Origin of the sequence: Pseudomonas sp. 10S5 (genome assembly GCF_035019745.1) — a bacterium.
GTDB lineage: Bacteria > Pseudomonadota > Gammaproteobacteria > Pseudomonadales > Pseudomonadaceae > Aquipseudomonas.
Genome location: NZ_JASJVL010000011.1, coordinates 118,690 through 144,982, shown reverse-complemented (window position 1 = coordinate 144,982; position 26,293 = coordinate 118,690). Strand labels below are relative to the sequence as shown.

The window sequence follows — 26,293 nt, the reverse complement described above, 5'->3', positions numbered from 1 at the left end:
AGTCTTTCCCTTGAAAATCCCACACTAATGACTAAAACCCTGCAATGGGTCGATGTATTGCTTGACCGCTGACGAGCAAGGTCAAAGCGACTTTTTTGTTGTCACAGATCAATAGCGTGACGTATCCGCAGATAACAGTTGAGTGGGGTATTTGCCAGCGTTCTGTCAGCACTGCATGAACAAAGCATTTACCCGCTGCCTCCCAATGACCAAGAGACGACCATGACTTCAATAAAACATCTACTGGGCAGCACCGTATTGGCGTTGGGAATTCTCTCGCAGCCGGCGCATGCAGTTGAAAAAACGACCCCTATTCATTTTGGTGATATCACATGGGAAAGCGGTAGCTTGATCACAGAAATCCTGCGCTCCATTGTCGAAAAGGGTTACGGCTACCCCACCGACACCCTGCCGGGCAGTACCGTCAGTCTCGAAACGGCGTTGGCCAAGGACGATGTTCAGGTCATTGGTGAAGAATGGGCAGGGCGCAGCCCTGCATGGATCAAGGCGGAAGCTGAAGGCAAGGTATTTGGTCTTGGTGATACCGTCAAAGGTGCAACGGAAGGCTGGTGGGTGCCGGAGTACGTTATTAAGGGAGATGCCGAGCGCGGCATTAAAGCGGTCGCGCCTGACCTGAAATCAGTGGCCGACCTGCCGAAATACAAAGACGTTTTTCGTGACCCTGAATCACCAACCCAAGGCCGTTTCCTCAACAGCCCTACGGGCTGGACCTCTGAAATTGTCAACACTCAAAAGCTCAAGGCTTATGGCCTGAACGACAGCTACGTCAACTTCCGCACCGGTTCCGGTGCAGCATTGGACGCCGAAGTTACCTCATCAATCCGTCGCGCAAAACCGGTACTGTTCTATTACTGGTCGCCGACGCCGTTGCTTGGTCGCTTCAAACTGGTGAAGCTTGAAGAGCCGCCGTTTGATGCTGATGCCTGGAAAACCTTGTCCGATGCCAATAACCCTAATCCCAAAGGCTCGCGCTCCTTGGACGCGCATTTAGCCATTGGTGTCTCCGCGCCGTTCCACGCCAAATACCCAGACCTTGTCGCGTTTTTCCAGAAGGTCGATTTGCCGATCGATCTGCTCAACAAAACCTTGGGCCAAATGAGCGAAAAACGCTTGGAACCGCATGCGGTTGCCCAGTCGTTCCTGCGCGATCACCCGGAAGTCTGGACTGCATGGGTCCCGGCCGATGTTGCGCAAAAGGTTAGAGGTAGTCTGTAAACCGTTTACGACCGTGTAGATTGGGACGGCTCCGCGCTCCTACAGATTTATTTTTAACACTATCGATGACCGCAGCGCATGCTTCCTGAAACTCGCTTGTGTGCACATGTTGTGCGTAAATCCTTCCCATGCTTTTAGAGCGAGGCGTAGATGGGCAGGACAGGGTTTGAACTCCTTACAGAAAGGCTGCTGATTCGCGAACTGAAAATCGAGGATGTGCCGGTGCTTGCCTCAATTTTGGGCGACGCGCAGGTCATGCGACATTCAGTTGGCGGTGTAATGAGTGAAAAGGAAACGCGAGAGTTCGTCGCGGGTTGCGTTTTTTCCTACCAAGCCAATAATTTTGGCCCATGGGCAGTTATTGATAGGGCGACCACGACCTTTATCGGATTCTGCGGTCTGAACGCTGAGCCGGTCGAGGGCGCCGAAGAAGTAGAGATCGGCTATCGCTTGAGCCGCGAGTTCTGGGGTAAAGGATTGGCGACCGAGGCTGCCATGGCCTCCCGAGATTATGCGTTCGGTACGTTAGGCGTCGATTCATTGATCGCAATTGTCGAACCTGAAAATATCGCCTCGGTGAATGTCATCGAGAAGCTAGGTTTCAACACATTTATCCACAGTCAGTATCATCGACGTGGCGTAAAGATTTACCGCATGACTCGGCAACGCTGGGTTGCACTTATTGCCAAGGCTGAGGAGGGGAAATGACAGGGACGCGTAAAGTCGCGGTACTGCGCGTCTTTAATCTGATGCTCATGGTGTTGGCGGTGTTGCTCATGAATACGCCGCGCAGCGTGTTGGCTACCGAGAGCAATGACAATGCCTTGGTGTTTGTTCAGCAACACCATTTAGGCGATAGCCTCGCTTGGCTGGGCTTTCAAGTTGCCTCACGCACTGCCACTTTCGCTGGTATTTTGCAGAAAGTAGGTAAGGTTCAGGGGCAAACCTTAGTCCAAAACGAGCTGCAACGTTTGCAGCCCATCTATCAGGAACAGTGGAACCGTAACTTGGCGGCGGCCTATCGCGAATCGTTTAGCCCCAGCGAGATGCGCACCTTGAATCAGAACGATGTGCCTAAAGAATTGGCGACCAAGTTTCAGGCGAGACAGAAAGACGTAGGGATGAGCATGAAAGCCAAATCGGCAGAGTTGCTCAAAACCTTCGTCGCCCAAGTGCTGCTCAGTGCACAGACCAAGTTATCCCAATAGCCACGCCATCGTTCCAGCGTCAGGAGATTTCCATGGATCTATTTATGCAAGCGGCGCTTGAAGAAGCTCAATTAGGGCTGGCCGAGGGTGGTATTCCTATCGGTTCGGTTATTGTGCACAACGGGCAGATTATTGGTCGGGGGCACAATCGGCGCGTGCAGGAGGGCAGCGCGATCAAGCACGGTGAAATGGACGCATTAGAAAACGCGGGTCGTCAATCGGCTCAAACCTACAGAGAGTCAGTGCTGTACACCACGTTGTCGCCCTGCGCGATGTGCAGTGGCGCTATCCTTCTGTACGGGATTCCAAAAGTAGTGGTCGGTGAAAATCAAACGTTCATGGGCGAAGAAGAACTGCTGCGTTCACGAGGTGTGCAAGTCGATGTAATAGATAATCACAGCTGTGTCGAGCTGATGCGCGATTTTATCGCCAGCAAACCTCAGCTATGGAACGAAGACATCGGCGAGTAGCTGGGCACTGCCTTCTCGTTCGTCAGATCCACTCATACGAATACTTGTAAATGGTCTAAGGTGTCATTTGCGTGCGATGACGTGAGCGTCTTCATGACGCTTGAGTCTCATAAAAATAGTACTGGTCACCGCCTGAAGGGCACTTCCTCTGTGCTTCAGGGTCGAGTGAGAGTGGTTTTCTGGAGGTGGGGATGTCGGTACAACAGCGCAATAACGTACAGGTCTCCGGGGAAGGCTCAGTGACACTGGTTTTTGCCCACGGTTTTGGCTGTGACCAGCACATGTGGCGTTTTATGGCACCGATTTTTGCAGCTAGATTCAAGGTTGTGCTGTTCGATCTGGTGGGCAGCGGCTCGTCGCAACTGGAGGCGTATTGGCAAGATAAATACAGCTCGTTGGACGGCTATGCGAGTGACCTGCTGGAGATCATTGATGAACTGGGTGTCGGCCCCGTAATTTATATAGGGCATTCGGTGAGTGCGATGATTGGGGTTCTGGCCGACCTGCGGGCACCGGGGCTCTTTGTCGGGCATGTGATGGTCGGCCCGTCGCCTTGCTATATCAACGATGGCGATTACACCGGTGGTTTTACTCGCTCGGACATCGACTCGTTGCTCGACACCCTGGAAAGCAATTACCTTGGTTGGTCTAGCACCATGGCCCCAGCCATTATGGGCGCGCCCGAGCAACCTGAGTTGGGCGTGGAGCTAACTAATAGCTTCTGCCGAACCGATCCGGAAATTGCCAAACAATTTGCCCGTGTGACCTTTACCTCGGACAACCGTAAAGACGTTGCTCTACTCACCACCCGGACGCTGATTATTCAATGTAGCGATGATTTTATTGCGCCGCTTTTAGTCGGTGAGTACCTGCAACATACTCTACCCAATAGCACTTTACGGGTGATCGAGAATGTCGGTCATTGCCCGCATTTAAGTGCTCCCAGCGCTTGCATTGATGCTATGAACGAATTCCTGATGCCTTTCGAAGCTCGTGCCCATGTCTGATGGGCTTGGGCCACTGCCGGACAGCGATTCGTTGTGGGAAACCGCGGCATGCGGGTTGCTGCTCACGACAACGGCGGGTGTAATTGTTCGGGTGAACTCAACGTTCTGCAGTTGGGTGGGTTTCGATCGAGACGAAGTGCTCGGGCGGCGCTTTCAAGAGCTGCTGAGCATGGGCGGCCGGATTTTCCACCAAACCCATTGGGCGCCTCTGTTGCAAATGCAGGGTTCGGTGGCCGAGGTCAAACTTGATTTGGTCCATAAAAACGGCCACTCGATCCCCACCATGCTCAACGCATTGCGCCGAGAGCATCCCGAAGGGCTCTTTCATGAGCTAGCGATATTTGTTGCCGAAGACCGCAATCGATATGAGCGTGAATTGCTCGCCGCACGCAGGCTTGCCGAAGAGCGGCTACTGCAACAGCTTGAGGCGCAGCAGGCGCTTTCTTTGGCACAAAATCGTCTACGTCTGGCGCATGCGGACGCTGAGATTCGTGCGACGTTTGCCGAACAGATGGTGGGCATCGTCAGCCACGATCTGCGTAATCCGCTAACCGCGATAAAGATGGCTGCCGGCTTGCTGGCCTGCAATGAGGAAGATGAAAAGCGCACTCGCATTTTGGGCCATGTCACCCAATCTGCAGACCGTGCGCACCGTCTGATCGAGGACTTGCTGGACTTTACCCAAGCTCGGGTTGGGCGGGGAATTGTAGTCAAACCCCAGGTCATCGATGTGCATGCCGTGGTTGCCAACTGCGTGGAGGAATTAGCGATGACCTTTTCCGGCCGCACCTTGAGCCATCAGCATGTCGGCTCAGGGCAGTGTGTCGCTGATGGTGATCGCCTGTATCAAGCCATCGGCAACTTGGTGGCTAACGCCATGACCTATGGCGACCCTGATGGGACCGTTGCGATCACCTCTACGTCGGAAGCGGAACGGGTAACGATTACCGTGCACAATCGAGGTACGCCAATTCCAGCGCGATTGCTCGGCAATTTGTTCGAACCGATGATTCGCGGCGTTAAAGGTGGCGACGACATGCGTAGCGTGGGCCTCGGGCTGTTCATTGTTCGCGAGATCGCTCGCGCCCATCAGGGGGATGTTCGCGTGGTGTCCTCACCAGATGTGGGCACCACCTTTACGATTAGCCTTCCGCAATCCCCCGTCTAACGCGCCGAGTTGCGGCCACTCACACCCACAGCGTCAACCAGGTTGAGGCCAGCAACAACAGGGCCATGGTCTGGTTGAAGCGCTGCATAGCGCGTGCGGATGTGCAAAACCTCGCGGCGCGGGCGCCCAAGTACGCCCAAGCGCTCATGCAGGGAATGGAAATCAGGAAAAACGCCAACGACAGGTAGAGCACCCGCGTCGTCCGATCAGCCTCGGTACCGGCAAATACGCTGACCACCGCCAGTGCCATCATCCAAGTCTTGGGGTTGACCAACTGCAGGCTGGCGCCGCCGAACATTCCCAGGCTTGGGCCTTTTGGTTGGCTGGCGTTGGCAGCGTCCCGGGACTCAACGATGACCGCTGAGCTGCTGAAAATCTGCCATGCCAAATACGTTAACCAAGCGATGCCAATCCAAGACATGGCGGTCTGCACGCCGTGGTAACGCACCAACACATCACCTAACCCCATGCCCACAATCATCACGATCATTGCCGCGCCAGTGCAGGCGCCAAATACAATGGGTAGTACCGCTAGCATGCCGTAGCGTGAACTGTTGGTCAGCACCAGAATATTGGTAGGGCCGGGGGTAATGGATGCAACGAAGGCAAACAGCATAAAGGGTAAAAAAGGGCTCATGATGGGGCTCGGAAATGTTTGATCGTGGAGCAATCATTACCTTCCTAAAAGCCTCAGTCTGGAAGATTTGAGCAACGTTTACGGTAGTCGGCCGGAGTCATGCGGTAGACCCGCTGAAACCAGCGACCAAGGTGACTTTGATCCGCAAATCCCAAGGCTGCGGCAACCTCGGCCGGTGCTTGTCCGGCTGCCAACAGGCGCCGAGCTTTGGCTAGACGCAGCTGGATCAGGTAGGCGTGAGGCGCTAATCCGAACGCTGCCTTAAACGCGCGGGTGAGGCGAAAGCGGTCTACTCCGGCCACGCGAGCCAAGTCGTCGAGGCCGACGTCTTGGTTCATATGGCTGTGCAGGTAATCCCGGGCTTTGTGGGCTACTAGTGGTAGGCGCGGATCGAGGGACAATTGCGTGCGCCAGCGCAAATGGTGCGTGAGACTCGCGAGCAGGGTATCGAGCCCCGCCTGGCGCACGATGCGTATTTCTTGGCCGTGTAAGGCTTGGAATGCATTGGCGGTGGCAAGAGCCAGACGCGGATCGTCCGCTAACGTGGCGGCGAAGCTTAGCTGGGTGTGTTCAGGCGTGTCATCGAACAGCGAGCGCAGTTCACGGTCGAGCCATTGCGGGTCAAGGTATAAGGTTCGGTAGGTGAAACCTTCCGGTGCAGGGGCATCGCCGTCGTGAACTTCCCCCGGCTCCAGCAAAAAAACTCGCCCCGGCGTACTCAGATGCCGTTGCCGTCGGCAGTTGAATTGCTGGACGCCTTGTTCGGTAACACCGACCAGATAACTGTCATGCCAATGGGGATCGTAGGCGTGGCCCTCGAAGTGAGCGCGAATAGTCTCGATTCCGGACTCCGCGTCCTGCTTCAAATCGATCCAGTTACGCGGTGTCATGGGTGCCATCTCTCCTGTTTTGGGTCGGGCCCAACTCACACAATCCGAACTGTTTTTACTCGTCGTTTGGACGTACCTGCAACAACCTACCGCGTAGCCGAATAGCGTGTCTGGAACAATTGTGCACTTACCGACAAAGAGTGCCTTAACAACGGCACACGTGTTTCAAATTAATAGAGGCGGTGGCGAGAGTTCGTCACCAACGGGGCAAAAATTAACACGGGGTGGTCGTGAAGCAATGCGCTGCGGTGCAGGCGGGACTAGGCTGGGTTTGCCTTCCAGGCTCATTCTCAACGTTGATGGCTTAGCGCCGCAACTTAGCGCGACAATTGTTATCAAACCTCTGTCGTTACCATTTCGAACAGAAGGTAGGTGATGGAGAGTTTCAAGCGGTGTATTGCAAGGTTTGCGCTCAGCGCGGTGTTAGGAATGGGCATGGTCGGTTTAGCTCAGGCTGGCGCAAATACCCCAGCCGGTGGGGCCAACCGCAACAGCACGTTCAACAATAATCCGTACAACAGCCCCATTCGCCGCGCCAACCCTAATAGTCGACAGGGCACTACGTCGAGTATTCCGTCGAATCGCATCAGCCCGCAGACTAACCCTCGGCCGCCAACCCTTGAAAATGGCGGCATCGGCAACGGCGCTCAATCTCGCCAGCTACCTTCCGGGGCGCCTTCGAGCCCCCCAAGCAGAGACCTGAATAGATAGGAATCGCTCATGTTGCGTATTGTTCTTCCGACTGTTTTTTCATTGCGTAAAACCCTGTTCGCCACCGTCTGTGCCAGCACGTTGCTAGGGTTAACACTCACCGCTTCGGCTGGGCCGATTCAAACGTTTGACAGCGAGTTAGGTACGGTCACTGTTGATCAAATAGCCAAGGGCCTAGACCATCCGTGGGCGCTTGCATTCTTGCCAAACCGCCAAGGGATCTTGGTCACCGAACGCCCAGGCAATCTGCGAATCGTGTCAGTTGACGGCAAGCTTTCGCCCCCGCTGTCTGGCGTGCCCAAAGTCTGGGCTCAAGGTCAGGGCGGATTGCTTGATGTGGTGGTGTCCCCGGACTTCATCAATGACCGACTGGTTTATTTGTCGTACGCCGAAGGCGGTGGCGAAGGGGGAACAGCTGGTACTGCGGTGGGCCGTGGTCGACTCTCTCAGGACATGACGTCGCTTGAGAATTTCAAGGTGATCTTTCGTCAGGAGCCGAAGTTATCCACAGGCAATCATTTCGGCTCTCGGATGGTCTTCGACCGTGACGGCTACCTGTTCGTTACCTTGGGTGAAAATAACAACCGCCCAACGGCTCAGGACTTGGACAAGCTGCAAGGCAAGGTCGTAAGGATTTTTCCGGATGGTCGAGTGCCGGACGATAATCCGTTCGTAGGCCAAGCCGGTGTTCGGCCTGAAATTTGGTCCTACGGCCACCGCAATCCACAGGGCGCGGCACTGAACCCATGGACCGGTACCCTCTGGACCCACGAGCACGGGCCTAAAGGTGGGGATGAAGTCAATGTAATCGAGGCCGGGAAAAACTACGGATGGCCTATCGCAACCGACGGCGTGGATTACTCCGGTTTACCCATCTCGCAGGCCAAGGGTAAAACAGCAGAGGGTACGGTTGCGCCCAGGCACGTTTGGGAGAAATCCCCAGCTATCAGCGGCATGGCATTCTATGATTCGGATCATTTCAAGCCTTGGGATCACAACCTGTTTATCGGCGCATTAGCGGCGCGTGAACTGATACGCCTGCAATTCGTTGGCGACAGGATCGTTCATGAAGAGCGATTGTTAGGCGAATTAAAAGCGCGGATCCGCGACGTGAGGATGAGCCCGGATGGGTACTTGTATGTGCTGACGGACGAGCAGAATGGGGAACTGTTGAAGGTTGGATTGGATTAACCAGTGAGTTGGCTGTACAGACACTTTAATCGGCAAACCAACTCCTATAATCCTGCGGGGGTAGGCTTGCCTGCGAAGGCATTTTTTTCCGACAGCCAAACTGATCTCTTTCGCTTAACTCATGCTTAATTTATCGGGTTGAGAAACGTGACAGCAAACCGGGCACCGAATGCGCCAGCGCATTTATTGCGAAGCCAATGAACATCACGCCGCAAACGCGGGTAATTACTAGTTCATGGCGCACATACACGGCTCGCACATGCCGCGCACCGACGATGGCCACGACTATGGCGTACGCTGCAATTCCCCCTACAAAACTGAGCAGAATCATCCCCGGAAGCATCGACCAGTCCAGCAGTTCGGCCCGGCTGGAAATCAACGCAGTAAAGGTCGCCACCGCGACGGGATACGCTTTGGGGTTGGTCAGGCCAAAGGTTACGCCATGCCAGAACGGCTGACGCGCCACGGCTTGAGGCTGATGGTTTTGACTGCGTTTGGCACGAAGGGCACGAAGGCCGAGCCAGAACAGGTACATGCCGCTCAGTATCCCAAGCACGTCGAACGCGGTACTGCCGATAACCTTGGCGCCGACAATCGCAACCAAAGCGGTGCTGCACCAGACCACATCGCCCAGCAAGTGCCCGCTGAGAAAGGCCGCTCCGGCGCGTCGTCCTTGCGCGGCGCCAATGCCGAACACCGCCAATACTCCTGGACCGGGTGTGATGCCGTATATGAAGCCGGAGGCAAGAACAGCTAGCAGCAGGGAAGGGGTCATTCCGATATTCCTTGAAAAGTCGCCAGGGAGTTTAATCTACGCGCCAGTGTCCAACCCTCGTCGCATTTTTTTAGTCGCACTAGAACTTTATTCTTCAACCGGAGAGCAGACACATGAAAATTGGATTTGTCGGACTCGGCAACATGGGCCAAGCCATGGCCAGCAATCTGTTGAAAGGCGGTCACGAACTATGGGTTTGGAACCGCTCACCCGCGCCGGTACAAAAGTTGGTTGAGCTTGGGGCCAAAGCGGCGAGTCAGCCGCGACAGGCGTTTGAGGTAGACATCGTGTTCAGCATGCTCGCAGACGACCAGGCCGTACGCGAGGTATTGCTGGATTCCGGCCTGCTAAAAAGCCTCAAGGCGCCGTTGATTCACGTCAATATGGCCACCATTGCCGTGGCGTTTGCCGAAGAGCTGGCGACTTTGCACCAGGCCCAAGGTGTGGCCTATATCGCCGCGCCGGTGATGGGTCGTCCAGATGTAGCTGCCAGCGCCAACCTGAATATTTTGGCGGCGGGCCCCGCGTCGGCCATTGAGCAAGTACAACCGCTGCTCGCCCTGATCGGTCGCAAAACCTGGGCGCTTGGCGAAAAAGCCGCCAGCGCGAATGTGATGAAACTCGCGGTCAATTTCATGCTGGCCTCGGCCATCGAGTCCATGGGTGAAGCGGCGGTGTTGGTGGGCGCATACGGGATTGAGTCGGCAAAGCTGATCGAGCTGATTTCCAGCAGCATTTTTCCCGGCCCGGTCTATCAAGGCTACGGCGCGTTGATCGCTGAACGTCGCTATGAACCCGCCGCCTTTAAAGCGTCGCTGGGCCTCAAGGATGTCGGGCTGGCATTGGCGGCGGCAGAGCGGGTTTCAGTTGCACTGCCCATGGCCGAGTTGGTCCACGAAAGCCTGCTGGATGCTCAGGCCCACGACGAAGGCCACATGGACCTCGCCGTGTTGGGGCAGGTTGCCGAGCGTCGCGCTAAACGCAATTGATCACGGGCCCAAGGCGTGCCGCCTATCAGGTGCGCCTCACTGGGCTAAAACGAAGTCGCAGACTTTCCTCGGCCATTGCTGACCTCGAAGACACACCCGATGGGAAAACCCGATCATGCCGACCCAGCCACAGTCGTCGCTGTCACGACTGTGCAATAAAGATAAAAAGGCCGATAACGGCGGCTCAGAGGGTCGATGGGTAGCGGCGCAATCGCAGGCAGTCCACTTAGGCACTAATCAGAGAACTTCCCTCGAAGCCAAGGGTTTAGCCGCTGCTTGCTTTGCGGGCATTGTGCTTTTGGTATGCTGGGCGTCTGCGTCCGGGTGCCCATGCCAATGCCTGTGACAGTTTCAAGTACCCCTGTTTCGGATTTTTCATGACAGCTATTGAGCAACCTCGCACCCAGTCGCTGTCCAGGGCTGACTACAAAACCCTGGGCTTGGCGGCGCTCGGCGGCGCGTTGGAAATCTATGACTTCATCATTTTTGTCTTCTTCGCGCTGACTCTGAGTCAGTTGTTTTTCCCTCCGCAAATGCCGCAATGGCTGCGTCTGCTGCAAAGTTTCGGGATATTTGTCACCGGTTATCTGGCGCGGCCATTGGGCGGTATCCTGATGGCGCACTTCGCGGACCGCCTGGGTCGCAAGCGAATATTCAGCTTGAGCATTCTGTTGATGGCACTGCCGTGCCTATTGATTGGGCTCATGCCGACCTATGCGCAGATTGGCTATTGGGCGCCGCTAATCTTGCTGGCGTTTCGTATCTTGCAGGGAGCAGCCGTGGGTGGCGAAGTACCTAGCGCTTGGGTATTTGTTGCTGAACACGCGCCAACTGGCCACCGTGGTTATGCGCTGGGTGTCTTGCAAGCAGGTCTGACCTTCGGCTACTTACTGGGTGCGCTGGTCGCGACCTGGTTGGCGCGGGCTTACAGCCAAGCCGAGATTCTCGATTTCGCCTGGCGCATTCCATTTTTGCTGGGCGGCATATTTGGGGTAGTCGGTGTTTGGTTGCGTCGTTGGCTAAGCGAGACCCCGGTGTTCATGGCTTTACAGGCTCAGCGAGAAGCGCTGGGAGAATTTCCCCTGCGCGCCGTACTTCGCGAGCACCGTCAAGCGCTGTTGCCAGCGGTGTTGCTGACCTGCGTACTGACCTCGGCGGTTGTGGTGTTAGTGGTGATTACGCCCACTGTAATGCAGCAACGCTTTGGCATGAGTGCCAGCCACACCTTTGCGCTAAGTGCTGTGGGCATCGTGTTTCTCAACATCGGTTGTGTGCTAGCTGGTCTGCTGGTAGATCGCTTGGGCGCATGGTGCAGCGTTATCGTCTATAGCCTGTTGCTGCCCTTCGGCATCGGCGTTTTGTACACCAGCCTGGTCGGTAACTGGCTGCCTGTAGGTCTGGCGTATGCAATTGCCGGTTTAGCCTGCGGCATAGTGGGCGTTGTGCCATCCGTGATGGTTGGGTTGTTCCCGGCGCACATTCGCGTCTCCGGTATTTCCTTCACTTACAACATCGCTTATGCGTTGTGGGCCAGCACCACACCGTTGATGTTGATTGCATTGATGCCGTGGAGCCCTTGGGTGTGCGTTGGCTATAGCGCGGTCATGGGCGCAGTTGGTTTAGCGACCGCTGGCTTCTTTGGCCTGCGTCGGGCACTGGAGGTTGATGATGCGGCAGCCGGTTCACCTCGCTGATCGACGGCCTAATCCAAGGCCTATGCTTGTCGCCCGGACAGGGTGCTAGTCATAGACAGCGTGCAAGTCTTTTTTTAGACACGTTACGGCGTGAACGGGATGCCGCGTTATTTGTAACAGATGATTGTAATTCTCATTCGCGAAGTTTATTGTGCCGCCTGTCTATACAACTAGTGGTTAAAGGCTGCTTATCGGTGCCGCTGCAAAAAGTCATCATCAACGTGGGTGCCATGTAGGTGCTCTTTCTTAATGCTTACAGAGCGAAGATATTTTATTGTAGGAAGTTTCTTCAGCAAAAGGTGTCCGGCTCTGACCATAAGCCTGTTGTCGCGTAAGAACAGTTTCAAGTATTCGGTCGCGATGATCTGCCGGTGAATAATTATTATTTCTCGCCTAAATAAAATGAGGTGGTTGCCGATTTACTGTTTGAGCGGCAAAAGTGTGGCATGTAAGAGAATTCCTACACGGAAGTAGGACATCGATCATATTAAGGATGGAGCTATGCGATTAACACGCCGAGAGCGCGAAGTGCTGGCACTGTTGTTGTGCGGAAAAACAAACAAACAAATCGCTGAAACCCTCAGTATTAGTGACTACACGGCCCGGGATCATGTGTCTTCGCTGTTAAAAAAGAATGGAGCAAAAACCCGCGCTGCACTCATGGCCCAATATATGAGCAAACAAAAGTCGCGCTGATTGTAATACCCCCTACATCTGTAGGATTGTGCCTAAAGTCGCGTTGCTCCTATTATCAGGGACAGTCATGTATTTAGTGCCTTGGAAGGTTAAGTTTTGATGGGTGACAGCCGGCGGTAAACTCAGTATCCATAGTTAATTCTTAGCGAGCGGGTAGGCTTGGGTTGGTGAATTCGCACAGTATGTTAATACAAAAAGCCGTTCCAAAGGAGACGCCAGAGTTGCTCTCGTTATTCGGCGTAAGTCACTGTTATCGACGAGCTCAGGAAGTTGTTACAGTACTCAATAACGTTAATCTCGTCATAAAGCGTGGACATACGTGTGCGCTGGTCGGGGCATCGGGATCGGGTAAAAGTACACTCTTGAATATCTTGGGATTACTCGAACAACCTACTTGCGGAGCGTTGACCTTCACAGGGTTGTGCGTTCAAAGCGCGGATGCTGACCGTCTGGCTTACCTGCGAAATCGCGAGATAGGGTTTGTGTTCCAGGCCTTCAATTTGCTACCCCGGCTCAGCGTTATCGATAACGTTGCGTTGCCGCTGAGCTATCGCGGTCTGCCGCGTCGTGAAGCCCGGTTATTGGCGCGGGAACAATTGGCCTTGGTCGGTCTTGCCGACCGAGTGGACTGTAAACCCGCTGATTTGTCCGGGGGTCAGCGTCAGCGGGTTGCGATTGCCCGTGCTTTGGTGGGCCGTCCAGCTTTAGTGTTGGCCGATGAGCCCACCGGCAATTTGGACAGCCAAACCGCGAAAGACATCATGGCGTTGCTGCTGGGGCTCAATCGCGAGCATGGGGTGACGCTGGTTATGGTGACCCACGACATTGAACTGGCCAAACCATTTGATCGAAGAATTCAAGTGATCGACGGCGAGCTGCACGAGGATGGTGCCCATGGTTAATCTTGAAGCGCATTCCTCGACCTCATGGCGACAGGCCTTCGCTGAGTGCATCGACAGTCTGCGCTCCCTTGGGCGACGGTCGTTACTCGCCCTGCTGGGCATCGTAGTGGGTAGCGCCTCGGTTATCGCATTGCTTAACATCGGCCGCAATGCTGCCGAAGACGCCTTGCGCACGTTCAACGACATGGGCACCGACACGCTGGTCGTCACCTTTCCATTTTCCGCGCAAAAGAAGCCCTTGCTTGCGCCAACCCTGGATACCCAGCGGATTCGTCAGGACGTGCTAGGCATTTCCCAAGTTGCACCGATCATTCAACATTCAGTGCGTATTAAGCGAGACGCGGCGCATTTGGATGCGAGTCTGGTGGGGACCACTGCTGGGCTGGCCGAGATCCTGGGTTTGGAATTGCAGGTTGGGCGTTTCATTTCAGCCTTCGATCAGCGCAGCACCTTTGTCGTGGTCGGGGCGCGGGTTGCTGAAGATTTACGTGCCCAGGGCCAACCGTTGCAGCTGGGAGACGCGCTGCAAATAGACCATTACCTTTATCAAGTCATCGGTATCGCCCGCAGCCAAACGGCTAACCCGCTGATGCCCATCCTTGCGGATGAGTCCATTTTCATTCCCATTGAAGGTATGCAGCGTCTCAGGCCATCGGCCGAGATCGGCAACCTCGTGGCCAAGGTCAAGCCTGACATCGATTTAGACACTACGGCCCAGGCGCTAAAGGCCCTTTTGAGCGCGCAGCTCGGCGGTCGCCAGGTGGACGTGCAAGTTGCACAACAACTGCTGGAGGGACTTCGGCGTCAGGCCGAGACCTTCGCCTGGCTACTGGCGGGGCTTGGAAGTATCTCGTTGTTGGTGGGCGGGGTCGGGGTGATGAACGTGATGCTGATGAACGTCTCCGAGCGGCGACGCGAGATTGGAGTGCGCATGGCCTTGGGGGCTCGCCCGCGTGATATCCGCACGTTGTTCCTGCTTGAAGCCACCACGCTGTCTATCGCCGGGGCAATCCTCGGCGCGGTGCTGGGCGTGGCGGCGGCTTATGTTTTTACGCTGTTTTCCGGTTGGCCATTCAGCCTTTCATTGTTGTCTTTGCCACTAGGCATGGGCAGCTCTCTATGCACAGGTTTGTTTTTTGGACTGTACCCCGCGATTTCAGCGTCTCGGTTATCACCGGTTGTAGCGCTGCGGGATGAATAATCGAAACACAAGACCTGGAAGTCTTTGTTAATAAAAAGTGGAGTAATCACGTGACTGTTTCAATGTTCGATACCGATGTATGCGTTGCCGCCCATCCGCAGATTCATCCCTGCACTGCCGAAGTAAGGGAGGCGTTAGATTGTTCGGAGTTAGCTGCACGACAAGCACTGCTTTCAAAAAAACAACGGCTCAAATTACACACTGATCTTGTCGGTCCCGCAGGCCTGTTCGCGGCATTCTCGACCCAAGTGGCCGAGCAGGGACGCCAAGCCCCCTATATTCAGGCATTGCCCGAGCCTGACCCCGCAACGCCTCGGACCCAGACGGATCAAGCGGTTGAATTTGCGCTGGCCAGGCATCATCGCAGGGCCTACGCGGAAAACCCGTTCACGGACCTATCTAGGCAGGCGTTGTGTTGCCTGGTCTATGACGACTCAGGTCGCTCTAACCTTGCTGAGCGTTACGCGGCTAATGAGGCGCTTCGGTCCCTGGACAGTCTCTATTTCATCAAATTGATCGCAACCACTTATCACACCGTTGAAAGGCGATTGGTATTTCGGGGTTTGCTCGAACACTTTGACGCATTGATGCCCATAGAACAGAGCATTTATCAGGATGGGTATCGCGACGTTCAGCAGAGCTATCTAGACCGAGAAGAAAAGCTTTACGGTCCATTGAAACTGAGTAAGCCGCTGAGCGTGATCTTCACCGAGCAAACGCCGGAAAGCCTGTTGGCAAGTCTGGGAGCGCGCAAATGAAAACCTGCAAATGACTGGAAGATTCCCTTTCATAAATTCGCATGGGCAGAGGCGGCGTGAGCGGTGCAAGACTAATGGCGCTTTGGGGTGCAAACGTTGGTGGATTGTTGCTGCCCTTGTGCATGTCGTTTCACTGGCGGCTTTATTGACTCCCAATAGCGTGAGCGGGTCAACCCAGGTTCACGCTGCGCAACCAAGTATGGCATTCGTCAGCGCGGCATCAGTGTCCACGTTATCGGTTGACCTTACTCTGGCAGACGCTGTTTACCTGGGTTTACGCGATAACCGCAGCATTCGTAGCGCGTATCTACAGCGTGTGGTTCAAAAATTCGACCTGCGGGTGGTACAAGACGCTTTCAGACCGCAAGCGGAGATCATCAGCAAATACGTGACGAACCGTGGGCATGAGGATCGTCATCGCGATTACAGCCTGACGCCCTCAGCGAAGTTGCTCAATGAGTGGGGAACTCAGTTCAGTCTGTCGTGGACTCAGCATTTCAATCAGGCCAACCAACATGGACGGAAACGGGATAACGGCCTGGCATTCGAAGTGGTTCAACCGCTGCTAAAGGGGGCGGGGCGCGAGATCGTCACCGCGCCTGTTCGCTTGGCGCGCTTGAGCGAGCAGCACAATCAGCTCCTTTTGAAAGCGACGGTTTCCCAAACTGTCACCCAGATCGTCTCGGCTTACCGAGAGTTATTGAAGGCCCAGGAACAGCAGCGAATTGCCCAGACTGCTTTGACCCGTTCTCGACAATTGCTGGAGGTTAACAAGGCCCTGATTGCGTCCGGGCGAATGGCCGAATTTGAAAGTGTGCAAACCGAGGCGGATCTGGCCAGCCAAGAGTTGGGTGTTGAAGAGACCGCGAATCAACTGGATCAAAGTCGGTTGGCTTTGCTGGAATTATTGGCCTTGGACCAAGGCACTCGGCTAAGAGCCAGTGAAGTGCTCAAGGTCGAACGCCTGGAGATGGACCGACAGCAGGCACTGCGCGTGGCGCAGGCCCAGCAACCGAAGTACTTGCAACTAATGATTGCCGGCGAGCAGGCCGAAATTAACCTGCGCGTCGCCCAGAACTCACGGTTGTGGGACGTTTCGCTAATCGGCGGTGCGAGCCAGTCAAGTAATCGACCAGGTACCAAGCAACGCTATGTTGACAGGGCGTGGCGCAGCTACGCGGGTATTCAGTTGAGCATGCCCATCGGCGATCTGACCGCCCGCCAGCGAGCGGTGACCGCGCAGGTTGCGGTGGAGAGTCACGCCATTGAGCGGGCCAAGGCTCGGCAAGTGCTGGAGCAGAGCGTCAGCAACGGAATACGCGACATGAGCACGCGATGGCGGCAATACGAAATCGCCCAGCGGGTTCGACAACTCTCGCAACGCAAGCTGGACATTGAGCGCGACAAGCTGCAACTCGGCCGTTCCAGCAACTTTCAGGTGCTCAGTTTCGAGGCGGACTTGCGCCGGGCTGATAACGCCACGCTCAACGCCCAAATTGCTTACCTCAACGCCCAAACCCAGCTCGATGAAAGCCTGGGCATGACGTTGCACAGCTGGGAGATAGCCCTGAATGACTGATCGACCCGTTAACCGCTATCGGTCGTTAAAAACCGCAGGGCTTGTTGGCAGCATGCTAATAAGTGCCCTAGGCCTGTTTGCGTACATAAGTGCGCAACCCGCGACCGCAAACACAGGACATTGGCTACCCGTTGCAACAGCGCCTTTGGTACAAAGGATTGGTATGGTCGGGCGCATAGCGCCGGGGTCGCTGCTGACACTTTCCGCACCGTTCGACGGCACCGTGGCAGAGAAAAATGTCGTCGAGGGGCAGCGTGTCGAGCGTGGTCAGGTGCTACTGCGCCTCGACACCACGCTGTTGCAAATCCAATTGCGAGACGCACTGGCAGAGCAGCTCAAAGCCCGGCGAGCGGTACAGGATTTGCAGCATTGGGCTCACGGTCAGGACATGGCGCGAGCGCGAAGGGCTGTGAGTACCAGCCAACTGAGCCTGGATGACACCGAACGCAAACTCAAAGAAACCCGCGTGCTGCTGGATCGCGGAATTGTGCCGCGCATGGAAGTCGACGCCCTGACCCAGCAGGCGCAGACGCAGCGCCTGGACCTGAAGGCGGCCCACGCCGAGCTAAAGGATGTGAGCGCAAAGGCCCTCGGTGAGAATCGCCAGATCGCCGATATGCAACTGGCCAATGCGTCAGCAAAATATCAAGCGTTGCTGGCATTGGAAGCACAACGGGACGTCAGCGCCCCCTTCGCCGGAATCATTGTTCGTGTGCCCGGCAACGATGCTGAAACCAACGCCCGCCCCGTGCAACAAGGCGCCCGCGTGAGTCCGGGTCAGCCGCTGTTCGCACTGGCCAACCTGGAACGGTTGCAAGTGGTGGCCAAGGTCGATGAGGGCGATATTAACCAACTGCGCGAAGGCCAGCCGGTGGACATCGTCGGAGACGGCTTTGCAGGCATCCTTCTCAACGGCACGATTACCTCGGTTGGGTCGCAAGTGTTGCAGTCCGAGCTGCAAGGTAGTGGAGCCTCTTACGAACTCGCCGTTGCCTTGCCTCCCCTGAACGCGCCGCAGCAACAACGCATCCGTTTGGGCATGAGCGCCCGATTGTCGATCATCACCTACCAAAACCCCAGCGCTATCGTCGTCCCCCCAGACGCCCTCAGCGAAGACAACGGCCAGCACTTCGTCAACTACCGACGCACTCCCGAGAAACAAACTCGACGGGTTGATGTGTCCATAGGCCAGGCAACTTCAGACGGCGTGGAAGTGTTCGGGTTATTCCCCGGTTTTATCCGAACAGATAGTCACTATTGAGTGTGTCAATCCGAGCTCGATATATGAGGAATGATGCACCCGTCCCGGGAATGCGGCATCAACCTATTTCAGTGCCGAGGGCACACGTAAATACAATCGATTCAACCGGCGCGAGGTTGATCTTGTTGCGCCCGGTACTTTTTGCGGCGTACAGGGCTTTGTCAGCTTCGTTAAGCCATGCGCCGGCATCACTGAAGTGAGGCTTATAGGCGGCGATGCCGATACTCAAGCTCATGGTCAGGCTGGGGGTGAGTGGGTCATGGTGGTGGTTGACGGTTTGGCGCAAGCGTTCAAGGATTTCCGTGGCTTGGATGAGAGATGTGTCGGGCAAAAGGATGCAGAACTCGTCGCCGCCATAACGTCGGGCGAGGTCAGTGTCGCGCAGGTTTTTAACCAGTTCGGTACTGAGTTGTTTGAGTACGTTGTCGCCGACAATATGGCCGTGGGTATCATTAATTGTTTTGAAATGGTCGATATCAATCAGCGCAATAGTAGTCGAGCGGTTCATTGCCTGGCAGGTGCCGTACTCAAGCTGCAACAGATCTTTCCAAGTGCCATGGTTGAGCAGGCCGGTGAGGCTGTCGGTGCGACTTAGTATGCCCAACTGGTTTTTATGCTCGGATAACTTAACCGCCAATTTATAACCTGCTAGCCCCACGAACAAAGGGTAAATCAACAGGAGTGGGTTCGCTGAGTCGCGACGTGACCCAGACCATGATCAGCGCTAACACCGCGACAGCCGTCGCGACATAACCGATCGTGCCCAGCCCCCATTGCTCTATGGTGAAACCGCCGATGATCGAACCAAGCCCGATACCTGCATTCGCCGCTGAGACGTTCAGCGTACCTGCCAGTGCCTGAGCCTGCGGCGCCGCTTTCATAACGCGAATCTGGCAAATAGGAAACAGCGCGGTATGGGCTATACCCCACACCAGCAACACCACACCCAGAAAAGGTAACGAACCTGCTGCCGGAACGGTTGCGCTCATGCCCAAACCCAATAACAGCGCAAACACCAAGGTCGAGCCTAGCGGACTGCGATCCACGAAATGTCCTCCCAGCCAATTCCCGATCAACCCGACCGCGCCGAAGCCCATCAGCCACCAGCCCACTTGCGCAGAAGCGACACCGGCGACGCGTTCCAAGGTGTCGGCCAGGTACGTGTAGGCCGTGAACATTGAAGTGAACAACAGAATCGACAGCAGCAGATGGGCAATGAACGTTGGGTCGGCCAGAATCTTGACTTGTTCCGCGAGCCGAACTTTTTGCGTCGATGCCGTTTTAGGCATGTACGCCCACAACAACAGCGCCATCACCAGTGAAAGGATGGCCAAGCCCCAGAACGCTCCACGCCAGCCTACCGCTTCGGAAAACAGGGTGCCCAATGGAATGCCAAATAACATGGCGGCTGAAATACCCAGGTAGATGCGTGATACCGCGCGCCCAGCGTGCTCTGGGCCGGCCAACATCCCAGCGGTTTCACTGGCCGTGCCCCAAAACACTGGAAGCGCTAACGCCGGAATGAACCGCGCCAATGCCAGCACCCAAATATTGCTTGAAAGCGCAGCCAATGCGCTGGAGGCAGCAAATATCAACAAGATGGCTACAAACATGCGTTTGCGGTCAAGGTGCGACAGCATCGCGGTTAGGGGTGGCCCGCACAGCATCACCGTGAACGCAAAAAGGGTGACCAGCAGCCCCGCCGTGGAGATGGAAATTTGCAGGTCGCGGGCCAGACCGGGCAACAAACCGATGATTAAAAATTCGGTGGTCACAATGACGAATCCGGCCAGCGCCAGGATAAGGATCGCCAAACCGCTGCCCTCGCTCGCGGCGTTCAAGGCAGTGGGCGAAACGGTCGAATCCAAAGAAGACATGTCACACACCCGGTTTATTGAGAGCTGACAGCCTATTGAAGAATAAAATTCTTATCGCTGGTCATTTTTCCGTACACTGTTGAATTCAGTTCACTAATAGTCCTCCCTCACCATGTCCACAACTGAACGACTCAAAGGCATCGCCATGTTCGTCGCGGTTGCCAACGCAGGCAGTTTTACGGGGGCCGCCGAACGTTTGAACCTCAGCAACTCGGCCGTTAGCAAAGGAATCGCTCGGTTAGAAGAGCGGCTTGGCACGCGCCTGTTTGAACGCACCACTCGTAGTCTGGCGCTGACAGAAGCGGGAACGACTTATTACAGCGTGTGCACGCGAGTCCTTGGAGATCTTGAAGACGCCGAAACCGAGCTGGCCGCCCAGCGTGCCGAACCTTCTGGCAACTTACGTATAGACCTGCCGACTTCTTACGGGCGGCTCCATGTAATGCCGCTGATTTTGGCCTTCGTCGAGCACTACCCTAACCTGCGAGCGCACATCTCGTTTACGGATCGCTTTGTCGATTTGCTTGAAGAGCGTATTGACCTGTCGGTGCGCCTCGGGGGTCCAGATGCTTGGCCCGGAGCGCTGAACCATCGGGGTTTGGGAACCGAGCGGGTCATTTTTTGTGCATCTCCTGCTTATATTGCGCAACGTGGCCGTCCGCGGAGTATTGAGGATTTGGCCGAGCATGCTTGCGTCTTATATGGCAAAGCAGACGGCAGTAGCAGTCCTTGGTTTTTTGCTGACGGCGCCGGCAAAACGCTGTCTCGGCCCATCGCTGGCCGGATTGTTGTAGGAAATGCGGAAGCGTTGGTCTCGGCGGTGATGGCGGGCAGCGGAATCGCACAATTCGCGACCTGGCTGATAAAAGAACAGTTGCACAACGGCGAGCTGGTGGAGATTCTCCCCGACTTCGCGACGCAAGGGTTGACGCTGTATTTGGCTTGGCCGCGCAGCCGCGAAACGTTGCCCAAAGTCCACGGGCTGGTCGAGCAACTTTCGGCGGTGTTATCCATTAACTAGCTACCCCGTTTCCCGTCGAGTCGCGGCCTTGGGTCCCTCCAACAATTTTATGCTCGATTTATCATTCTTAAGATGATGGCTGGTTGACTTATCTACCCGGTCTTTTATGATTGGAACCATTATTCACCTCCCGTCTAATTCCCTATTTATTAGAACCGTATCGGACGTATTTACGTTCATAAAAAACGGGGACAATCCTTCTTATAAAATACTATCTCCTGACTGAGGCGAACCCCCTCGTGGCGCTTAATTTACGCAGTAAAGTTATCCTTCTTGCGATCATTCCGAGCCTGTTACTGGCCGCGGTAATCAGTTGCATCACTTATGTGGTCCTGCAAAAGCTGGCGTCCGAGGAGGTTGAGCAGACGCGCTCGCTGCTGATCGAGGAGCGAAAAGTTTCACTCAAACATTATTTGGAAATCGCCATGGCGGCGATTCAACCGATCTACGACGCATCGCAACCCGGCGATCTTGAGGCGCGAGCCAACGCCGTAAAAGTTCTTCGGACGTTGATTTATGACAAGCAGAGTTACTTCTACGGCTATAACTCGGCAAGTGTTCGAGTGTTTTGGGCCGACAAAGACCTCGATATCGGCAAAAGTTTTATCGACAGTCAGGACGCCAACGGCGTTTATGTTATCCGTGGGTTAGTGGAGGCGGGTAAGTCGGGCACTCATTATTTCCGTTATGACTGGCAGACGCCAGGCAGTGCCAAGCCAGTGCCAAAGCTGGGCTACACCGTTTACCTGGACAAGTGGGATCTGGTTTTTGGCACCCAAGTGAACCTCGACGATATCGCCGTGCAGGTCCAAACCATTGCCAGTGACCGCCATGGCCGGATTGGCTCATACACCGCGTTTATTCTGGTCATTGCCGCGGGATTGCTGCTACTGGTTGCTGTTATTGGCGTGTGGTTAGGCAACAGCATCGTCAAACCGGTCCTCGCGATCAAAAAGAACCTCGATGACATCGCCGCAGGTGATGGTGACCTGACCCGCCGCCTGCCGGTCACCAGCAGCGACGAGCTCGGTGCACTGGCAAACTCGTTTAATCTATTTGTCGAAAAGGTCCATGGCCTCGTGCGCCAGATCGCGGAGATGACAGAGCAACTGACGTCGCTGGTGGGCAATATGTCATCCCAGGCGCAACGCTCAGAGCACGCCATGGATCAGCAGCGCCAGGAAACGGATCAGGTCGCCACGGCCATCCATGAAATGTCGGCCGCCGCTCAGCAGGTCGCCGTCAGCGCACAGGGTGCTTCGCAGGCCGCCAAGAAAACCAGCGAAGTGGGGGCGCAAGCGAAAGACGTCGTGAGTAAAAGTATCCATAGCATCCACTCCTTGATCGGCGATATCGGGCAAAGTAGCTCATCGCTGGACAACCTGCGCAACGACGTGCAGTCGATTGCCAGCGTAGTGGACGTGATTCGATCCATCGCCGAACAGACCAACTTGCTAGCCCTGAACGCTGCTATTGAAGCCGCACGCGCGGGCGACGCCGGTCGAGGGTTCGCCGTCGTTGCCGACGAAGTTCGCGCCCTGGCCAGCCGCACGCAAAAAAGCACTCAAGAAATTCACGAGATGATCAGCTTGCTGCAAAAAGGCACGCTGGACGCCGTGGTTGCCATGGGTCGCTCAAGTGAAACCGGCAAAACCACAGGTGAACTGGCGAACCAGGCCGGGGTGTCGCTGGACGCCATCGGCGCGTTGATCGAGACCATCAATGACATGAACGCCCAGATCGCCAGTGCATCGGAGGAACAGACTGCCGTGGCCGAAGAAGTGAGTCGCAGCATGACTCAGATCGCCCAAGCAGCAGATGTCGTAGCGGGCGATGCACAAAGCGGCGCACAGACTTCAAGGAGCCTGACGGAACTGGGTAGTCGCCTCGGTGGGCTGGTTCGTCAATTCAGAATTTGAGGTCGGGAGTGAGGCTGTCGGTCCTAATCTGCTGCGGCCCCGCTCCAACATTTTTTTGTGATAACCACGCGAACTTTCGCATCACAATGTCTTAAATATTGGCCGAATGCCGCGGCACTTCGGATAAGCAGAGCATCCCCAAAAATCGCCGCCGACATTGGCCCCACTGCGGGCAACCCTGGTCACCATCTTTTGTTTGCAATGTGGGCATGCGGGTGCATCAGGTGTAACCAGCGCTTTGGATGCCGGAACAGCGTTGGCCGCGCTTGCAACCACCGCTTCACCCGATGGCCCCGGCTGCGCATCTACCACTGCCGACGTTGGTTTTGGTCCAGAACGTTTGCTTGCTGCGATCCATTTATTCAGTTGTTCCCCGTCCACAAGGCGTAGATTTCGTCCCGAAGCGAACTGTTTTGCGGGCCCGGTAAATCGGCCGCTTGTGATCACAAATCCGCCCGTCGCCCCTTCGGCTGCCATCGCTCCATACAGCTCCCTAACCACCGGTACGCCTACCTGCAATGAGCGCCATTGCTTGCACTGCACCAAGTATTTTTCGCCACCTTTGTGCGCAATCAGATCAATACCACCGTCGGGCCCGTTTCCCCCGGTTTCGACCACGCTAAATCCTTGATGCCGAAGCGCTTCACCTACCAATAACTCGAACTGCTGCCAAGTGATAGTGGCCAAGCCGTTGCCACCGGCCATGGTCATCGCCGCCAGTAGATTGCGTCGTTTACGGCGGCCAAAAATCGAGGCCGTTGCACCGCCAAGGAAGATTAGCGGCAGTAAGTATTGGCCGAACATGGCGAACGTTTTAAAAGCCGTATTAAAGACCATCGAATTTAAATTTTTTAAGTCTGAATAAAGAGGCGTAGGTGCGGCCGCGACGGAGTGAAGGTAGCCATAAGAACTCACCGCAACGGCTACGCTGACCCACCATGGAAGCTTACTGGCGATAAAAAATAGATCATTAAAAAGCGAGGATTTTCTGGACATGGTGCTCTGATATTAGAAGTTCGTCGACGACGATACGGGTGCCGGATGAGGGTGTCTATGACCCGCGTCATATGAACCCCGCATATGTATTTTAAAGCTCGCTACAACGGATGGGTTGTTTTCCTACAGAAGTAGCGGAGCGATCTTACGGCCGAAAGAGGACTTGCCCGGCATCGCGATTACCCGTTCGCTGAGAGAGTTACTTCCCTGATTTTCAGACCTGTTTTCCGGGGCTCAAAAGCATGAATATTTGAGCGGTTGCTAGCCGGATATCCGGAGCAAGCCAATGATTCGAACGGGCAGTGATCCATCACAAGGAACGTCGCATGACACTTACTTTGGACAAGAATCAAACCATCTCTCTTGAGAAAGCCGCCGGCAACAACCTCAAGCAAGTCACCCTTGGGCTCGGCTGGGATCCGGCGAAACCAGCCGGGTTTTTTTCAAAACTATTAGGGACGGCCAGCCAGGAAATCGACTTGGACGCGTCCTGCATTGTGCTTGACGAGGACAAAAAACCCATCGATCTGGTTTGGTTCCGCGCGCTTCAATCCAAGGACGGCTCCATCAGGCACTCAGGCGACAATCGCACCGGCGAGGGAGACGGGGATGATGAATCCATCGCCGTGGACCTAGATAAGTTGCCAGCGACCGTAAAGTACCTGGTATTCACCGTGAATTCATTCGCGGGACAGAATTTCGAAAACATCGAAAACGCCACCTGCCGGGTTCTCAACGCCGAAAACGGGCAAGAACTGGCGCGCTTCAATCTCTCTGAGAAAGGTCAGCACACCGGCGTGGTGATGGCCTGCCTGACTCGATCCGCTTCCGGTTGGGACTTCACCACCATCGGGGAGGTCACCAATGGCCGTACTGCCGATGACTTGGTGGGATTGGCCGTCCGAGCGCTGCGCGCATGATCTAGCTCACAGGGGTTCAGCATGTTCGATTGGCCTAAAAAATATGCAATGTCGGACCATTTGTAACGAATCGGGCTTGAGCCCCTCCGATTTCAATCTGTAATTTTCGGCCGTAAGGAATGTAGTTCGATGGAGAGCGTTTCACTTGGATTTCCACCCCTGACGACAGCCGTCTTTGTTGGTCTGGCTGTCTCGGCAATGCTCATTGATATGTTCTCTCACCGAGGCAACAAACCTGTTTCGCTTACACAGGCAGCCGTCTGGTCGGTGTTCTGGGTCTTCATATCACTTGGGTTTGCAGGGTTTCTATACGTCGAACATGGTCCAACAATCGCCAGCCTATTCGTCACCGGTTATGCCTTGGAAAAAGTGCTGAGCGTCGACAATCTGTTTGTGTTCATGGCGATTTTTGCATGGTTCAAAGTACCTGATGGTCTGCGTCACCGGGTTCTCTACTGGGGCATCATCGGCGCTATCATTTTTCGCTTGGTCTTCGTCGCTATCGGTACCGGGCTCCTCGCCTTTGGACCTTGGGTCGAAGTTGCCTTCGCCGTCATCGTCGGTTGGACAGCGGTCATGATGCTCAGAAGCGGTGGTGATGAAGAAGCAGAGCCGGACTATTCGGAACACATGGCTTACCGATTTGCGAAAAAACTGTTCCCGGTATGGCCAAAACTTCACGGCAATAACTTCTTCGTTCGCCGGCATGAACTTGAGCATGAATTACAGAAGCCAGAAAACAAAGGCATGACGCTGGCAGCGAAGGGCACCTTGTTCGCTACGCCATTGTTCCTTTGCTTAGTGGTGGCCGAAATTTCAGACGTCTTGTTTGCCTTCGACTCGGTACCCGCTGTGATCGCTGTCAGCCGCGAACCGCTGATTGTGTATTCAGCAATGCTGTTCGCCATCCTGGGTTTGCGCACCCTGTACTTCGTTCTTGAAGCACTGAAACGGTATTTGGTTCATCTAGAAAAAGCGGTCATTGCCCTGCTGTTTTTCATCGCAGCCAAGCTGGGTCTGAACGCAACTAATCATCTTTTCGACCACGGCTACAACATTGATGCAAACACTAGTTTGCTCGTTGTGATGGTGGTATTGGCTATCGGTCTCTTAGCCAGTGTGCTCTTACCCGGGAAGGCAGAGCAGGTTGAAAAAAAAGCCCAAACATCAAAAAGGGAGTAAATGAA

23 protein-coding genes and 4 pseudogenes are annotated in these 26,293 nt (G+C 55.1%); 21 read left to right on the top strand and 6 right to left on the bottom strand.

The window, feature by feature from the left end; genetic code table 11:
- Positions 1-222: 222 nt before the first annotated feature.
- From QN378_RS14235 to QN378_RS14210, 6 genes are all read left to right on the top strand, one after another.
- Entirely contained in the window at positions 223-1,236 is a 1,014-nt protein-coding gene (locus tag QN378_RS14235) for an ABC transporter substrate-binding protein (RefSeq protein WP_322205067.1), read from the top strand.
- Positions 1,237-1,386: 150 nt separating this feature from the next.
- Positions 1,387-1,944, top strand: a complete 558-nt coding sequence (locus QN378_RS14230; protein WP_323550834.1) for a GNAT family N-acetyltransferase — start codon at positions 1,387-1,389, stop codon at positions 1,942-1,944.
- Positions 1,941-2,444 (top strand): hypothetical protein, encoded by a 504-nt coding sequence (locus QN378_RS14225; protein WP_322205065.1) that lies wholly within the window; start codon positions 1,941-1,943, stop codon positions 2,442-2,444. The genes QN378_RS14230 and QN378_RS14225 overlap by 4 nt, the downstream gene beginning before the upstream one ends.
- A gap of 32 nt (positions 2,445-2,476) precedes the next feature.
- Complete coding sequence (locus QN378_RS14220; RefSeq protein ID WP_322205064.1) at positions 2,477-2,914, top strand: nucleoside deaminase; 438 nt, start codon at positions 2,477-2,479, stop codon at positions 2,912-2,914.
- 191 nt (positions 2,915-3,105) lie between these two features.
- Positions 3,106-3,921 (top strand): alpha/beta hydrolase, encoded by an 816-nt coding sequence (locus tag QN378_RS14215; protein ID WP_322205063.1) that lies wholly within the window; start codon positions 3,106-3,108, stop codon positions 3,919-3,921.
- Positions 3,914-5,089, top strand: coding sequence for a PAS domain-containing sensor histidine kinase (locus tag QN378_RS14210; protein WP_322205062.1), 1,176 nt, complete (start codon positions 3,914-3,916; stop codon positions 5,087-5,089). The genes QN378_RS14215 and QN378_RS14210 overlap by 8 nt, the downstream gene beginning before the upstream one ends.
- Before the next feature lie 19 nt (positions 5,090-5,108).
- Here QN378_RS14210 and QN378_RS14205 read toward each other — a convergent pair whose 3' ends face one another.
- Complete coding sequence (locus QN378_RS14205; protein ID WP_322205061.1) at positions 5,109-5,726, bottom strand: LysE family translocator; 618 nt, start codon at positions 5,724-5,726, stop codon at positions 5,109-5,111.
- 53 nt (positions 5,727-5,779) lie between these two features.
- Entirely contained in the window at positions 5,780-6,616 is an 837-nt protein-coding gene (locus QN378_RS14200; RefSeq protein ID WP_322205060.1) for an AraC family transcriptional regulator, read from the bottom strand.
- A 375-nt stretch (positions 6,617-6,991) separates the two neighbouring features.
- On the opposite strand from QN378_RS14200, the gene QN378_RS14195 reads away from it, so the two are divergent.
- Both QN378_RS14195 and QN378_RS14190 read left to right on the top strand, forming a co-directional pair.
- Positions 6,992-7,327 (top strand): hypothetical protein, encoded by a 336-nt coding sequence (locus tag QN378_RS14195; RefSeq protein WP_407074052.1) that lies wholly within the window; start codon positions 6,992-6,994, stop codon positions 7,325-7,327.
- Between the two features lie 9 nt (positions 7,328-7,336).
- Complete coding sequence (locus QN378_RS14190) at positions 7,337-8,518, top strand: PQQ-dependent sugar dehydrogenase (protein ID WP_322205059.1); 1,182 nt, start codon at positions 7,337-7,339, stop codon at positions 8,516-8,518.
- A gap of 130 nt (positions 8,519-8,648) precedes the next feature.
- Here the strand turns inward: QN378_RS14190 and QN378_RS14185 are convergent, their stop codons facing one another.
- Positions 8,649-9,293: a LysE family translocator gene (locus tag QN378_RS14185; protein ID WP_322205058.1), complete on the bottom strand. Its 645-nt coding sequence runs from the start codon at positions 9,291-9,293 to the stop codon at positions 8,649-8,651.
- Between the two features lie 89 nt (positions 9,294-9,382).
- Between QN378_RS14185 and QN378_RS14180 the strand changes: the two genes are divergently transcribed.
- The 8 genes and pseudogenes from QN378_RS14180 to QN378_RS14145 all read left to right on the top strand — a co-directional run bounded on the left by QN378_RS14180 (position 9,383) and on the right by QN378_RS14145 (position 18,373).
- On the top strand, positions 9,383-10,282 hold the full coding sequence (locus QN378_RS14180; protein WP_322206915.1) for an NAD(P)-dependent oxidoreductase: 900 nt from the start codon (positions 9,383-9,385) through the stop codon (positions 10,280-10,282).
- Positions 10,283-10,659: 377 nt separating this feature from the next.
- Positions 10,660-11,976 carry an MFS transporter gene (locus tag QN378_RS14175; RefSeq protein ID WP_322205057.1) on the top strand — a complete coding sequence of 439 codons (1,317 nt, stop codon included), beginning with the start codon at positions 10,660-10,662 and terminating at the stop codon, positions 11,974-11,976.
- Between the two features lie 501 nt (positions 11,977-12,477).
- Positions 12,478-12,749, top strand: a pseudogene (locus QN378_RS14170) (LuxR C-terminal-related transcriptional regulator).
- Positions 12,750-12,854: 105 nt separating this feature from the next.
- Positions 12,855-13,574: an ABC transporter ATP-binding protein gene (locus QN378_RS14165; RefSeq protein WP_322205055.1), complete on the top strand. Its 720-nt coding sequence runs from the start codon at positions 12,855-12,857 to the stop codon at positions 13,572-13,574.
- Positions 13,567-14,775, top strand: a complete 1,209-nt coding sequence (locus tag QN378_RS14160) for an ABC transporter permease (protein WP_323547074.1) — start codon at positions 13,567-13,569, stop codon at positions 14,773-14,775. Before QN378_RS14165 ends, QN378_RS14160 begins: the two co-directional genes overlap by 8 nt.
- A 50-nt stretch (positions 14,776-14,825) precedes the next feature.
- A complete protein-coding gene (locus QN378_RS14155; protein WP_322205053.1) occupies positions 14,826-15,533 on the top strand; it encodes a hypothetical protein in 708 nt (235 codons plus the stop codon).
- Between the two features lie 199 nt (positions 15,534-15,732).
- Complete coding sequence (locus QN378_RS14150; RefSeq protein WP_322205052.1) at positions 15,733-17,112, top strand: TolC family protein; 1,380 nt, start codon at positions 15,733-15,735, stop codon at positions 17,110-17,112.
- Positions 17,105-18,373 (top strand): efflux RND transporter periplasmic adaptor subunit, encoded by a 1,269-nt coding sequence (locus QN378_RS14145; RefSeq protein WP_322205051.1) that lies wholly within the window; start codon positions 17,105-17,107, stop codon positions 18,371-18,373. Before QN378_RS14150 ends, QN378_RS14145 begins: the two co-directional genes overlap by 8 nt.
- Before the next feature lie 58 nt (positions 18,374-18,431).
- Here QN378_RS14145 and QN378_RS14140 read toward each other — a convergent pair.
- Both QN378_RS14140 and QN378_RS14135 read right to left on the bottom strand, forming a co-directional pair.
- Positions 18,432-19,058, bottom strand: a pseudogene (locus tag QN378_RS14140) (GGDEF domain-containing protein); the annotation flags it as partial.
- Positions 19,012-20,250 carry an MFS transporter gene (locus QN378_RS14135; protein ID WP_323547076.1) on the bottom strand — a complete coding sequence of 413 codons (1,239 nt, stop codon included), beginning with the start codon at positions 20,248-20,250 and terminating at the stop codon, positions 19,012-19,014. The pseudogene QN378_RS14140 and the gene QN378_RS14135, both read right to left, overlap by 47 nt.
- A gap of 112 nt (positions 20,251-20,362) precedes the next feature.
- Here QN378_RS14135 and QN378_RS14130 point away from each other — a divergent pair, with 112 nt between their 5' ends.
- The 3 genes and pseudogenes from QN378_RS14130 to QN378_RS23615 all read left to right on the top strand — a co-directional run.
- Positions 20,363-21,271, top strand: a complete 909-nt coding sequence (locus QN378_RS14130; protein ID WP_323547077.1) for a LysR family transcriptional regulator — start codon at positions 20,363-20,365, stop codon at positions 21,269-21,271.
- Positions 21,272-21,510: 239 nt separating this feature from the next.
- Positions 21,511-22,332 (top strand): annotated as a pseudogene (locus QN378_RS23620) (cache domain-containing protein); the annotation flags it as partial.
- A gap of 351 nt (positions 22,333-22,683) precedes the next feature.
- Positions 22,684-23,190, top strand: a pseudogene (locus QN378_RS23615) (methyl-accepting chemotaxis protein); the annotation flags it as partial.
- Positions 23,191-23,271: 81 nt separating this feature from the next.
- Here the strand turns inward: QN378_RS23615 and QN378_RS14120 are convergent.
- Positions 23,272-24,186 (bottom strand): restriction endonuclease, encoded by a 915-nt coding sequence (locus QN378_RS14120; RefSeq protein WP_322205047.1) that lies wholly within the window; start codon positions 24,184-24,186, stop codon positions 23,272-23,274.
- A 326-nt stretch (positions 24,187-24,512) separates the two neighbouring features.
- On the opposite strand from QN378_RS14120, the gene QN378_RS14115 reads away from it, so the two are divergent.
- On the top strand, positions 24,513-25,106 hold the full coding sequence (locus QN378_RS14115) for a TerD family protein (protein ID WP_322205046.1): 594 nt from the start codon (positions 24,513-24,515) through the stop codon (positions 25,104-25,106).
- Positions 25,107-25,235: 129 nt separating this feature from the next.
- Positions 25,236-26,288 carry a TerC/Alx family metal homeostasis membrane protein gene (locus tag QN378_RS14110; RefSeq protein ID WP_323547080.1) on the top strand — a complete coding sequence of 351 codons (1,053 nt, stop codon included), beginning with the start codon at positions 25,236-25,238 and terminating at the stop codon, positions 26,286-26,288.
- The last annotated feature ends 5 nt before the right edge of the window (positions 26,289-26,293 follow it).